Below are 13566 nucleotides of genomic sequence, written 5' to 3'. Positions count from 1 at the left end.
AGTCCCGGCCCCCCGCGACGGTCACGACATCCGGCCCTGGGCCTTGTCCAGGAGGCTGTTGGAGGACGCCTTGAGCTGCCGGGCGCGTTCGCCGGCGGCCATGGTGAGGTCCTGCATCCGCTCCTGGGCCGTCTCCTCGGCCGAGGCCAGCGCCCGGCGGATCTGCGGCCGGCGGTACGCCTGCGCGCCCAGCCAGCCCAGAGCCACTCCAGCGCCGACGGCGGCCGCGATCACCGGCCAGGCCGGCCGGACCGGCTTGCCCGACAGCGCCGCCCATGCGCGTACGGCGCGGCGCTGGGCTTCGGAGGTGGCGTCGTCGAACTTGCCACCGACGTCGTGCGCCCGGTCGGCGGCACTGTCACGGGCATCGGACAACGCGTCGGACAGGCTGTTCCACCACTCCGCGGTGCGGTCCTGTCTACGAGTAAACATGGAGGTCTCCCCTCGGACGGTTGTCCTAGGGCTACCCCGCTGCGCTGCCGGGCAAACGCGCCGTCCCCCAGGTGGGGCGGCGTGGACCGCCGAAGCGGTCCACGCCGAGGACGGGCTCCCACCACCAGCCCGTCACACCTGATCGCCGCAGGGGCTCAGAGTGTAGCGCCGGTCCCCCGGCGTAGTCAGTCGGCCGGGGTCAATATTCGGCCACCATGGACAGTCGCGGCCGAACTCTGTCCAGGATGTCGCGCGCGGTACGCACCCCTTGCGGATGCCCGCATCGCTGGTGCGTCTGTTCGGCCTGCTGCGCGGCCACGACGGCGGCGGGCAGGTCGCCGCGCGCCGCGGACAGGACGGCGACCGCGGCGAGGGCCATGCCGTCGAGCAGCGCGTACTCGTGTTTGGCGGCCAGCTCGTGCGCTTCGTCGGCGAACCGCAGACCACGGTCGGCCTCCCCCAGATCGTGGCAGGCCAGCGCCGCCACGATCAGCAGCTGGACCAGCGGATGCGCGATGCGCACGGTACGCGCTTCGGCCAGCGTCCCCATCGCCAGTGCCAGCGACTCCTGCGGCCGGCCGGTCGCTTGGAGCAGCATGGCTTGGGCGTACCTGAGCTGTGCTTTGCTCTGGATCTCGACCGTCTCGCCGAGCACGGTCTCGGCCCGGCGGAGCTGCTCGGCCGCCTCGGCGTACCGGCCGGTCTCACGGAGGACGTGCGACAGGCCGACCCGGGCGATGCCGAGATAATGGTGACCGCCGACGCTCTCGAAGCATTGGATCGCCTCGACGAAGACCTGCTCCGCGGCGTCGTGCCGGCCCTGGCCGGTGTACGCCTCGCCGAGGTTCAGCAGCGTGATGGCCCGGCCATGACGCGAGTAGTCCGGATCGGCGTCGGCGGCCTGCTCGAGGTAGGCGCTCGCCTCGGCGAGCCGGCCCAGCAGCATGCAGCCCAGTCCTTGCTTGCCCACATACCTCGTCACCGGCCGGCCGAGCCGCGCGGCCAGCGCCGCGACCGTTGCGGCGGCATCCACATAGCCGCGCACGTCGCCGAGGAAGAGCCGGGCGTTCGTCTTGCCGTTCAGCGCGGCCAAGGCCACTTCGACAGCCCCCACCGATTCGGCGAGTTCTTGGGCCTGTTCGAGATGTGGCAGTGCGACGGTCGGCCGCTCGGCGAGGTTGTGCGCCTGGCCGAGCACCATCTCCGCCATCGCCTGCCCCTGCTTGTCCCCGGCGGCGACAGCGGCGGACAGACTCGCCTCACCCATCTTCACCAGGTCGACCGGCGCCATGCGAATGACGTAGTAGTCGCTGACGGCGTACGTGATTTGCCAGGCGGAGGCGGCGTGTCCCAGTGCGGCGGCGGACTCGACGGCGGCGGCGATGTTCTGGCGCTCGGCGTCGGCGAAGGCGATGGCTTCCCCGGCAGACGTGAACGGATTCTGACCGTCCGGCCGCCACGGGGCACTGCCCAACGCTGCCTCGATCGCGTGCGCACGGCCGAGCAGCCAGTCGTAGTACCGCTTCAGCGCGACCTCGGCGGCGGCGTGGTGCCGTGGCTCCCGGGCGAGCCGGGCGGCGTACTCCTTGATGAGGTCGTGGCTGTTGTAGCGGCCCGCCGCGTGCTCCGTCACGAGGCACACGTCGGTGAGCTGGCCCAGCACGACGTCCGCGTCCGCGACGGACAGCCCGGCCGTCGCCGCGATCGCCTCGGCGCCCGTGTCGGGCCCTGGGATCAGGCCCAGAATCCGGAACACCTCCCGTTGTCCGTCGGTGAGGTGCTGGTAGGACAGCTCGAACACCGCGCTGACGGTGCTCTGCGAATCTCCGTCGACGGCCAACGCGTCCAGCCGGTCGGCGGGCGGCATCCGGCTCAGCTGATCGGCGATCGTCTGGCGGGGCCGCTTGGCGAGGTTCGCGGCGGCGACGCGTACGGCGAGCGGCAGGTTGCCGCAGGCGGCCACCAGGTCGGTGGCCGCGTGGGACTCGACGTCCACCCGGTCGCCGAGGATGTACCGCATGAGATCCAGGGCCTCGGACCGGCTCAGCGTGTCGAGCAGGATCCGGCGCGCGCCGTCCCGGGCCATCAGTCCACCGAGCAGGTCCCGGCTCGTGACCAGGAGCAGGTGACCGCCGCCGCCGGGCAGCAGGGGCCGGACCTGGTCGGCCGATCGCGCATTGTCCAGCAGGATCAGCGTCGGCTCGGCCGCGATGACCGCCCGGAACAACGCCGCCGCTTCCTCCTCGTCGGTGGGGATCCTCAGCTCCTGAACGTCGCAGGCCCGCAGGAGCTGGGCCAGTGCCTCGCCCGGCCGCATGGGCTCACGCGGATCGTAGCCGCGCAGATTGACGTACAGCGCGCCGCCGGGGAACCGGGCCGCCACCTGATGCGCCCAGCGCACGGCCAAGGCGGTCTTGCCGATGCCGGCGGTGCCGCTGATGACCACGATCGCCGACTCGTCCTCGTCCGGCAGCAGCTCCCGCAGCCGCGCCAGCTCCGCCGACCGGCCGACGAACCCGGCCACCGAGGCGGGCAGCCGCCGTGGGACGGTCGTACGCACCGACGGCGAGGACGCCGCCACGACGAGGTCGGGCGATCCGCGCAGCATCTCCTCGTGCAGCTGCTGAAGCCGGGCTCCTGGCGCCACTCCGAGTTCGTCGGCGAGCTGCCGGTGCAGCCGGCGGTAGGTCTCCAGTGCCTCGGCCGGGCGGCCCGCCTGGAACAGGGCGAGCATCAGGAACTCCTGGAGCCGTTCCCGGTACGGGAAAGCCAGTGCGAGCGGCACCAGCGACGCGGCGACCTCGGCGGCGCGGTGCAGGTCGAGGCCGATCTCGGCCTGGCCTTCGATGGCGGTCAACCGCAGTTCCTGCAACGCGAGGACCTCTTCGGCGACGCCTGGCGCCGGCACGTCCGGGAACGGGTCACCCCGCCAGAGCTGGAGCGCCGACGCGAAGTCCGCCGCTGCGGCAGAAAGCTCCCGCTGAGCCCACGCCTGCTTGCCCCGGGAGATGAGGCTCGCGAACCGATCGGCGTCCAGCTCGCCGTCGCCGACGGTCAGCCGGTAGCCGCCCGCGGTCCACTGGAGGCGTTCGGGTTCACCGATGGCCTTGCGTAGCCGCATGACATATCCGTGCAGGGTCTTCCGCGCGGCTGCCGGCGGAGTGCCCTCCCACAGCGCGTCGATGAGCTTGTCGCGCGGCACCACCCGGTTCGACGCGGCGAGCAGGACCGCCAGCAGCTGCCGGACCATGGCCCCGCCGACCTCGACTTCTGCCCCGTCGCGCTCAGCCGTGACTCCGCCCAGCACCCGAAAGCCGATCACAGCCGCAGCGTAGACGGAGACGCCGATCGCTGACTACCACCATGCCACCGTCGCACCACCGATCGACCACCGCCGCTGGCGAGGATCACCTGCGAAGCACACACGATCTCTATGGAGGTTAGGCACGTGAGAACCAGAAGGATGACAGTCCTTGCGGGGGCTGGGGTGCTGGCGTTGCTCCTGGCGACGCCTCAACCGGCGGCGGCGGCGGACTCGGCGGCGGCCATCGCGGCCAACGCCGGGGCGGTCGCCGCGAACTACGACGCGCAGTTCTTCACAGCGACCAGCGACATCGCCGACAGCACCTACAACGACCCGGCGACGCCGGACGTCGACATCGTCGTGGACGCGGACCGCACGCCGACGGTCGCGACCTCGTTGCAGGGCGGTACGCCGGTGGCGGTCGTCAACGGCACCAACGTGTCGGTGGTGCCGCCGTCCCTCGGGACCGGGTCCACGGTGACCACGGTGTCGTCGACGACGGCGGTCACGACGGGCGCGTCCGGTTCGCTGGTGAACGAGCGCAGCGAGAACCGGGTGCGATCGCTGATCGTCATCGACAACGCCGCCGCGCCGACGACCTACACCTACTCGATCGGCAGCCCGGACATCAAGTTCGTCACGGTCGCCGAGAGCGAGACCGGCAACATCATCGGCATCGTCAACTCGGTGACCGGCGAGGCGCTGGGCTACCTGAACCCGGCATGGGCCCGGGACGCGGCCAACGTGACCGTCCCCACCAGCTACACCGTGAACGCGGCCGGGCAGCTCGTGCAGACCATCGAGCACGCCGGCGCGGCGTACCCGGTGACGGCCGACCCGTCGGTCAGCTTCGGCTGGTTCATCTACGTCCGCTACAGCAAGAGCGAAGTGCACAACGCCGTCACCTACGCGCAGGCGTACGGCCTGCGGTACTTCACCAGCCGGATGTGCGGCATGATCCCCAACTCGATCATCCGCTACGCCTGCAACCTGTTCATCAACGCCTATTTCGGCTCGGTCTGGCAGACCTTCCTGTACGCCCACAACAACAACCGCTGCGTGGAGGTGAAGTACAACTACCCGTCGCCGCACTACATGGTCGGCTGGAAGTCCTACAGCTGCTGACCGGTCTCGGGGGCGAAGGGCTGGGCGCGTCGTGTGCCCAGCCCTTCGTGTTCGTCTGACTGTTCCTCAGACTCTGGTCAGCCGGACCGCGTCGGCGATGACGTAGCCGGTGCCGGAGGTCCACCGGCTGACGCCGACCTTGTTCTCGTCGCCCGCGGTGAGCGTGAAGGTGCCGAGGGTACGCCACGCGCCGCCGTTGTAGCGCTGATCCACATGGATCGACTGCGTGCCGCTCGCAGTGACGACGACGTATGGCGTGTCGTTGTTGTAGCCGGACAGCGCGGGCCACCACGCGTCCACCCGATAGGTCGCAGTCTCGGGGACGGCGAACTTGTACCAGGCCGGGTCGCTGGCCGAAACCGGCGCGGCGAACCGGTAGTCCGCGCCGTAGCGCTGGCCGGAGTAGGACGACAGGCCCCAGTTGGCGCTGGCGCTGAACCGGCCCTCGGTGGTGTTGTCGACGATCGCCGACCACGACGACGGCGGGTTGTCGGGGTCGCCCGACGGCGGGGTCAGCTTGGTGCCCACGGCGTACGGGCGGCCGAAGTTCGGCGTGCCGTCGGCGTTCCAGCTGATCTTCTGCGCCCGCGTCGTACGCCCGGCGTACGTGTAGACCGAGGTCGTCTTGCCGTGGTAGACGATCCAGTCCTCGCTGCCGTCCGGCGACTTGAAGAAGCCGTTGTGGCCCGGGCCGAACACGCCCGCCGCGTCGTTGCGCGAGAACACCGGACCGGCGTGCTGGGTCCAGTTGGCGGGCACCAGCGGATCGGCGCCGTCGGCGATCGATTTCATCCACAGTTGATAGTCGGGTTTGCCGGTGTCGCAGGACGAGTAGACCAGGAACAGCCGGCCGTGCCCGTGCAGTCCGACCGGGCCTTCGCGTACCTCGGTGCAGCCGCCGGACGCCGGCAGGGCCACCCGGGACCCGGTCGTCGACCAAGCCGTGTCCATCCGCTGGAGGTAGAGCTGCGCCGGGCCGCCCATCCCCCGGCCGGGTCCGGCCCAGGCGAAGTACATCAGTCCGTTGTGGACGAATGGTTCGCCGTCGATGGCGTACTCGCCCCAGTCGGCGATCCGGGCCTTGAAGTGGTAGGGACCCAGCGGGTCGTCGCCGTCGGATTCGATCACGTAGTTGCGGTGGTTGCCGTCCACCCCGTCGCTGGCGGTGTAGTAGACGTACCAGTGCTGCCCGAACCGGTAAAGCGCGGGCGCCCACATCTGTTTGTTGCGGCTGCCGTCGCCGTCACGCCACACCGTGTTCTCGGACGCGGACGCCAGCCCGGCGAGGGTCGCCGACTTCCAGATCCCGATCCGGTCGCCCAGGGTGGTGGCCAGATAGTAGAAGCCGTTCGCGTAGGTCAGCGTCGGATCGGCGCTGCCGTTGAGCGGATTGGTGAAGGTGCCGGCCGCGTGCGCGGGCGCGCCCGGCATCAGCAGCGCGGTCATGATCAGCGTAGTGAACAGCACAGCCAGCCGTCTCATGAGGCCAGCCTGCAAGCCCGATCGTGACGACGCCAGTCGATTCGATCTGGGCCGAAGCGTGATAGATTCCGCGGCGCGATGCTGCGCATTCATTTCACCGACGCCGATCTGGGCGGGGTGCGGCTGGCACCCGGCGCCGATCCGCTGTGGGAGGCGCTGCTGAGCCAGCACCAGGTGACCGGCGGCGGGCCACCGGTGCTCCGGTCCTGGCGGCGGCGTACGCGATCACGACTCACCCCGCCGATGCGGACGCTGCTGCGGCTGGCCCCGCCGACCGGATACTCCCCCGACTTCCTGACCCCGACCGCCGGCGTACGCGACATCGAAGCGAGCCTCGAAGCGGTCCGGCGGACGTCGCTCGACCTCGTCCACGCCGATCTCGGCTGGATGCAGGCGCATCGGCCGCCGCCGGGCTGGGTGCGGAAGCTGGCCGACGGCGACGCGGCGGCGATGCGCGGGCTGACCGAGGCGATGCGGGAGTACTTCGACGCCGCGCTCGCCGCGGTGTGGCCTTCCGTCTGCGGTCACGTCGCCGCCGAGCGCGCGATCCGGGCCCGGGCGATGGCCGACGGCGGCGTCCGCCGGCTGCTGGCGACCCTGCATCCCGCCGTACGCTGGGAGCCGCCGGTGCTGCGGGTGGCGTACCCGGAGGATCGGGACCTGCACCTCGGCGGTCGGGGTCTCGTGTTGCTGCCGTCGTACTTCTGCTGGCGTACGCCGGTGACCCTGCGCGCGGCGGATCGGCCGCCCGTGCTCGTCTACCCCATCGACCATTCGGCGGACCGCCATCACGGGGCGACGCCGGGGAACCTGACCGCGCTGGTCGGCGCGACCCGGGCGGCCGTGCTCCGGGCGGCGCTGCGCCATCCCCACGGCTGCACCACCGGCGACCTCGCGAGATACGCCGGGATCTCGTTGTCGAGTGCGAGCGAGCACGCGACGGTCCTGCGGCAGGCAGGCTTGTTGCGGGCCCGCCCGCTGGGCAGACACGTCCTGCATGTGATCACCGAGCTGGGGCGCCGCCTGGCCGGCGGCGGAGATTAGTCATACGTGGGGCCTAGGCTGGGCGAATGGTCCACGAGCTGTCCCGCCAGGAGGCGCGCCGCATCGCCGTACGCGCCCAGCTGCTCGACCGGCCCCGGCCCGACGATCTGGTGGACGTGGTCCGGCAGCTGACCCTGCTGCAGGTCGATCTCACCGCCGCCGTCGCGCCCAACGCCGATCTCGTGTTGTGGAGCAGGCTCGGCGCCATGGCGTACCAGTCGAAAGACCTGGAGACGGACCTGGGCAATCAGACGCTGGTCGAGGTGTTCGGGATGATCCGGCCGCGCGAGGACCTCGCGCTGTACCGCGCGGACATGGCGGTCTGGCCGGGACCGGAGCCGTTGCGCGACTGGCAGGAGTATGTGCGGGACTGGATCGACGCGAATCGGGGCTGCCGGTTGGACATCCTCGATCGGCTGCGGTCCGACGGACCGCTGGCCGCGCGCGAGATCCCGGACACCTGTGTGCTGCCATGGCAGTCCAGCGGCTGGACGAACGACAAGAACGTCATGCGGCTGCTGGAGTTCATGGAGCGGCGCGGCGAGGTAGCGACCGCCGGACGGCAAGGCCGGGAGCGGCTGTGGGACCTGGCCGAGCGGATCTACCCGGACGATCGGGCCGTCCCCCGCGACGAGGCGCGTCACCTGCGCGACGACAAGCGACTGCGCTCGCTGGGCATCGCACGCGGCAAGTCGACCGAGCACCAGATCGAGCCGAACGACGTCGCCGAGGCCGGTGAGCCGGCCGTGATCGAGGGCGTCCGCGGCAAGTGGCGGGTCGACCCGGAGCAGCTCGGGCGGCCCTTCGAGGGCCGGACGGCGCTGCTGTCGCCGCTGGACCGGCTGGTCTACGACCGCAAGCGGATGACCGAGCTCTTCGAGTACGAGTACCAACTGGAGATGTACAAGCCCGTGGCGAAACGGCGCTGGGGCTACTTCGCGCTGCCGATCCTGCACGGCGACCGGCTCGTCGGCAAGGTCGACGCCACCGCCGACCACAAACGCGGCGTCCTCCGGGTGGACGCGGTCCACCAGGACGTTCCGTTCGGCAAGAAGCTGTCGGCCGAAGTCCGGCACGAGATCGAAGACCTCGCCCGCTTCCTGCGCCTGGCCCTCGACCTTCCCGACGAGTGACCCGGCGGGGCCGGACCGTGTGGCCCGGCCCCGACGAGCGTCACCAGCCTTGGAGGCCGGCTCCGTAGGGGTAGAGCGGGTTGCCGAAGGTCGTCGGCACCGTCTGCCCGTTGTTGATGTAGGTGCGGATGGAGGCCACTTCGGCAGCGCTCGCGCCGAGGTCGTAGGGCACGTCCCAGTGCTCGTTGGCGTCGGCGAGCACATCGGTGCCGCCGGGCTTGAGCACCTGATCCAGGGTGCGCGGCAGTTGCCACGGCAGCTTGCCGCGCGGCGTGTAGTCGCCGAAGAGCAGGCTCGCCGCGGCCGGCCCCATCTCCTCGCCGCCCCGATAGGTGACCACGATGGCGTCGGCCAGGCCGTTCCAGTCGGTGATCACATACGGCCGGGGCAGGACGAGCAGGACGACGACCGGGATCCCTTGGTTCTTGAAGTTCTGGATCAGCGCCACCTGGTCGGCCGGGAGGTACGGCTGTTCCTTCGCCCATGCGGTGGCATGTGTGTAGGAAGGTTCGCCGACGGCCACGATCGCCAGTTTCGGCGCGGTCGCCGTGTCCTTGTAGACGTTGATCCCGGCGGCCGCACCCCTGGCCTTGATGGCGTCGAAGAACGTCATCGAGCCGTATTCCTGGTGGAAGTAGCTGGTCCAGACGCAGCACGCCAACCCGTCAGCCGCCCGTGCGCCGGCGACGACGACGTTGTCCCCGGCGTTCAGGCGTACGGGAAGGACCGCGCCGGTGTTCTTCAGCAGGGTCATCGACTCCCGGGCGGCCTGGTTGGCCAGCTGCGCGTACGCGGGCTGGTGCATCCGGTACGGCCCGTTCACGGGGTCCCCGTACGCGTTCTCGAACAGGCCCAGCTTGAACTTCAAGGCCAGGATTCGGCGTACGGCGTCGTCGATGCGGCTCGCGGCGACGCTGGAGGTGAACGTGGCCATGGAGAAGCCGGTCGCTCCCGGGTCAGCCCCGCCCATCACGTCCGACCCGGCGTTGGCGGCGGAGATCCACGGATCCCCGGCGGGCAGCCAGTCCGTCGTGATCAGCCCGGTGTAGCCGAGGTTGGTCCGCAGGTAATTCAGGATCGGCGCGCTGTTGCCCGCACCGGGGCCGCCCGGGTCCAGGAAGGAGCTTCCGGCGTACCCGGGCATGATGTTGACCGCCCCGGCCTCGATCGCGGCCCGGAACGGGATCATGTGGTACTTGATGGTGACGGCGTCGTAGGTGATGCCGGCCTCGCCGCCCGCACCTTCGCCGGGCCAGTGTTTGACCGTCGCCAGCACCGACTTCGGGTTCAGCTCCGGGCCGCCCTGCAAGCCGGCGACCAGTGCCCGCACCTGGGCGGCGGCCACGTCGGCGTTCTCCCCGTTGCCTTCTTGGATCCGCGGGTAGATCACCTTCGTGCCGACCTCGGCCAGCGGGCCGAGGACGCCGCGGGTGCCGACTTCGAGCTGCTCGCGACGCTGCACGTCGCCGAGTTTGTAGTCGAGCAGGTAGTCGCGGTTCGCGGCCAGCGCGCTCTGCGTCGGATACGTGGTCTGGTAGCCGTGGATGGTGTCCCCGGCCGAGATGAACGGAATGCCCAGCCGCGTCACGGCCGAGGCCCGCAGGTAGGAGTCCAGATCCGGGGCCTGCGCCGGCCCGAAGTGCCAGCCCGACTGCGGGAACGTCTGGGCGTTGTAGAACATCTGGTACGCCTTCTCCGTCACCGTCATTCGTGACAGGAGATCGTTGACCCGGGTCGCGACGGGTTGACGCCAGTCCTCGTACGGCTCGATCGTGCCGTTCTTGTTGAGATCCCGGCTGCCGTTGACGATGCTCACGCCGTCGCCGGAGGCGAGCACGGGAACGTAGACGCTGAACGCCCGGATGGCCGACGTGGTGGTCGCGCCGCTGCCGGACACCGAGGTGACGTACCACTTGTAGGTCCACCGGTCGGGCAGGTCCCAGTTCGGGGTGTAGCCGGTCCCGGTCGGTTCGGCGACCTTGGTGTACAGGTCCAGCAGGTTGCCGGTGGCGCTGAAGTCGTAGTCGGTCCGGCTGAGGTTGATCCAGACCTGGTACCGCACCGCACCGGACACCGCCGCCCAGCTGAACGCCGGCCGCCGGGTGGTGGTGATCATCGCCGTGTCGGCGGGGGCGGACAGCGCGAACTGACCGGTGGTCGCGGGCGGCTTCGTCGGGCCGGACAACATCGGCGGCGTCGTGGCGCTGGTGTCGACCGAGCCGTGCACTTCGAACTCCCACAGCGAGTAGCCGTAGCCGGTCGCCCGAGCCGTGCCGTACATCCGGATGTAGCGGCCGGTCCCGGTGATGCCGAGATTCTCGATGCCCCCGTGCCCGCTGGTCGTGGAGTAGATCGTCGACCATGTCGTGGTGTCGGCCGACACGTCCACCCGGTACGCCGACGCGTACGCCGACTCCCAGTTGAGCACGACGCCGGTGATCGACGCGGTGCCGCCGAGGTCGACCTGGATCCACTGCGGATCGCTGCCGAACGCGCTGGACCACCGGGTCGTGGTACGCCCGTCGAGCGCGGCGGCCGGGGCGTTGCCGCCCTCGTAGGAGGACGCCTTCACCGAGGCGTACTGGGAGATGATCGGGCCGGAGACGCCCCCGCCGCCGTCCCCGCCGCCGGTGGTGTTCACCGTGAACTCCCACAGCGAATATCCGTAGCCGGTGCCCCGGGCCGTGCCGTACATCCGGAGGTAGCGGCCGGTGCCGGTGACGGTGAGGCTCTGGGAGCCGCCGGTGCCGGTGGCCGTCGAGTAGATCGAGGTCCACGTCGCGGCGTCGGCCGACACCTGGACCTGGAACGCGGTCGCGTACGCCGCTTCCCAGCTCAGCCCGACCTTGCAGATGTTCTGCGGCGAACCGAGGTCGACCTGGAGCCATTGCGGGTCGCTGGCCGCGCTCGACCAGCGCGTGCCGGTGTTGCCGTCGACGGCGGCCGACGCCGGGGTGCCGGCGTTCTCCGTGGACGACGTGGTCGCGGGCCTGTTGAGCGCGGCGTTCGTGGTGCCGCAGCTGGCGGAGCCGGACGCGCCGTAGACCTGGAACTCCCACAGCGAATAGCCGTAGCCGGTGGCCCGGACGGTGCCGTACATGCGGACGTAGCGGCCCGTGCCGGAGACCACGAGGGTCTGGGTGCCCCCGGTGCCGCTGGTGGTCGAGTAGATCGAGGTCCAAGTCGCCGCGTCGGCCGACACCTGGATCTGGAACGCGGTCGCGTACGCCGTCTCCCAGCGCAGGATCACCTGGTCGATCGTGGCGGTGGCGCCGAGGTCGACCTGGATCCACTGGGGATCGCTGAACGCGCTGGACCATCGGGTTCCGGCGTCGCCGTCGACTGCGGCGCCGGCGGCGGTTCCGGCGTTCTCGGCCGTGGACGCGGTGGCGGGCTTGCCCTGCGACAGCAGGACGGAGGCGGCGTGACCGGGCTGGGCCGCGCCGATCAGCGAGGTGGCCGAGACGAGCACGGCGGAAGCGGCGAGCAGCATCCAACGTGGACGTTTGCGGTGCGGGCGGAGCAGACCTGGGCGGAGGCTCATTGGGCATCTCCCGGGGTGCGGGTACGCCCGGCGGCGGCGTCGCTGCCGTCCGCCGGGGCGTGCGGGGACGACCGGTCGGGAAACCGGTGGATCATGCTGGAGAGCGCTCTCTCGCAGAGAATGATAGACCTACGTCCACATGTCAAGGGCGGCCCGTGCACGGCGGCGGGCCAAGATCTGGCAGCATCCCGTCGCATGCACCCCTTTCAGCAGTTCCTCCTGCCCGGCTTCGCACCCGTCGCCGAAGACACCTGGGCCAACGGCGAGCGCATCATCGTCCAGCCCGTCTTCTTCGGACTCGTGCCGGATCTGCCGGCCCCGCTGCACGACCTGCCGTCGCTGCGGCGCGGGCTGGCGAGGTTGGCCGCGCAGCAAGGTGGAGCGCTGATCGAGGCCGACGTCGTGCCGTTGGGCGGGCAGCCCGCCCTGCGCCAGGTCGTGAAGGTGAAGCTGCAGCATCAGGAGCACGGACAGGCATTCCTGGGCAGCTACATCCTGCCCAAGTCCCGATGCAGCGCCGTGCTGCGCGTCCAGGCCGCTGAAGAGGGCACGACCGGCATGCGGGAAGCGCTCGTAATGGCCCAGGTCGGGCCGACGGCGTACTTCCATCCCCACCCGTACGGTCCCGACGGCGACGGCGGCCTGCCCTCGCACGTGGCGGACAGCCCGGCGTACGACCCGCAGTTCCCACAGCATCCGCTGACCCGGGTCCGGCAAGTGATGGCACAGCTGGCCGCTCAGGTCACAGTGGACCCGCGCTTCGCCGTCCTGCCACCGTTCCCCGGCTGACCGTGTCGCCGCGGTTCGCCGGCCGGGCCCTCAGCCGCCGTTCACGGGCTGAGCCCCGGGCCACGCACTCCGCCGGATCAGGCGCGCAGGTACGCGAGCACGGCGAGCACCCGGCGGTGGTCGTCGGCGTCCGGCGGCAGGTCGAGTTTGGTCAGGATCCCGGCGATGTGCTTGGCGACGGCGGCTTCGGTCACGACGAGGCGACGGGCGATGGCCGCGTTGGACCGGCCTTCGGCGACCAGGCCCAGCACCTCCCGTTCCCGGGGCGTCAAGCGGCGTACCGGGTCGCGGCGGCGGTCCAGCAGTTGGCGGACCACCTCCGGGTCGATGACGGTGTGGCCGTCGGCGACCCGGGCGAGCGCGTCGACGAACTCGGCCACCTCGCCGACCCGGTCCTTGAGCAGGTAACCGGTGCCCGCCGCCCGGCCCGCGTCGATCAGCTCGGTCGCGTACGTCTGCTCGACGTATTGGCTGAGCACCAGGATCGGCAGCTCGGGCCGCTCGGCGCGCAGAGCCAACGCGGCGCGGAGTCCTTCGTCGCTGAACCCGGGCGGCATGCGCACGTCGGTGACGACGACGTCCGGCAGCCGATCCACCGCCTCGCGGCGCAACGCGTCGGCGTCGCCGACCGCGGCCACGACGTCGTGCCCGAAGTGCCGCAACAGGCTGGTGAGTCCTTCGCGCAAGAGCACGGAGTCCTCGGCGAGCACGAT

The 13566-nt window shown here is 70.7% G+C and carries 9 protein-coding genes; 4 read left to right on the top strand and 5 right to left on the bottom strand.

The window, feature by feature from the left end:
- Positions 1-21 precede the first annotated feature (21 nt).
- Positions 22-432: a hypothetical protein gene (locus HDA40_RS38130; protein ID WP_253762883.1), complete on the bottom strand. Its 411-nt coding sequence runs from the start codon at positions 430-432 to the stop codon at positions 22-24.
- A 199-nt stretch (positions 433-631) separates the two neighbouring features.
- Positions 632-3754: an AfsR/SARP family transcriptional regulator gene (locus HDA40_RS38125; protein WP_253762881.1), complete on the bottom strand. Its 3123-nt coding sequence runs from the start codon at positions 3752-3754 to the stop codon at positions 632-634.
- A 141-nt stretch (positions 3755-3895) separates the two neighbouring features.
- On the opposite strand from HDA40_RS38125, the gene HDA40_RS38120 reads away from it, so the two are divergent.
- Positions 3896-4861 carry a hypothetical protein gene (locus HDA40_RS38120; RefSeq protein ID WP_253762879.1) on the top strand — a complete coding sequence of 322 codons (966 nt, stop codon included), beginning with the start codon at positions 3896-3898 and terminating at the stop codon, positions 4859-4861.
- A 66-nt stretch (positions 4862-4927) separates the two neighbouring features.
- Here the strand turns inward: HDA40_RS38120 and HDA40_RS38115 are convergent, their stop codons facing one another.
- The gene (locus HDA40_RS38115) at positions 4928-6343 is read right to left on the bottom strand and encodes a family 43 glycosylhydrolase (protein ID WP_253762877.1); all 1416 of its coding nucleotides are present in this window, start codon (positions 6341-6343) and stop codon (positions 4928-4930) included.
- Positions 6344-6421: 78 nt separating this feature from the next.
- Here HDA40_RS38115 and HDA40_RS38110 point away from each other — a divergent pair, with 78 nt between their 5' ends.
- Positions 6422-7387: an ArsR/SmtB family transcription factor gene (locus tag HDA40_RS38110; protein WP_253762876.1), complete on the top strand. Its 966-nt coding sequence runs from the start codon at positions 6422-6424 to the stop codon at positions 7385-7387.
- Between the two features lie 26 nt (positions 7388-7413).
- The gene (locus tag HDA40_RS38105) at positions 7414-8520 is read left to right on the top strand and encodes a DNA glycosylase AlkZ-like family protein (protein WP_253762874.1); all 1107 of its coding nucleotides are present in this window, start codon (positions 7414-7416) and stop codon (positions 8518-8520) included.
- Positions 8521-8560: 40 nt separating this feature from the next.
- Here the strand turns inward: HDA40_RS38105 and HDA40_RS38100 are convergent, their stop codons facing one another.
- A complete protein-coding gene (locus HDA40_RS38100; protein WP_253762872.1) occupies positions 8561-12064 on the bottom strand; it encodes a discoidin domain-containing protein in 3504 nt (1167 codons plus the stop codon).
- Between the two features lie 195 nt (positions 12065-12259).
- On the opposite strand from HDA40_RS38100, the gene HDA40_RS38095 reads away from it, so the two are divergent.
- Positions 12260-12853, top strand: coding sequence for a hypothetical protein (locus tag HDA40_RS38095; protein ID WP_253762870.1), 594 nt, complete (start codon positions 12260-12262; stop codon positions 12851-12853).
- 77 nt (positions 12854-12930) lie between these two features.
- On the opposite strand, the gene HDA40_RS38090 is transcribed toward HDA40_RS38095, so the two are convergent.
- Positions 12931-13566: a response regulator gene (locus HDA40_RS38090; RefSeq protein ID WP_253763946.1), complete on the bottom strand. Its 636-nt coding sequence runs from the start codon at positions 13564-13566 to the stop codon at positions 12931-12933.

This window comes from Hamadaea flava, from assembly GCF_024172085.1.
Lineage (GTDB): Bacteria > Actinomycetota > Actinomycetes > Mycobacteriales > Micromonosporaceae > Hamadaea > Hamadaea flava.
Note: the sequence above shows the minus strand (reverse complement) of the source record. Positions and strands in the feature narration are given on the sequence as shown.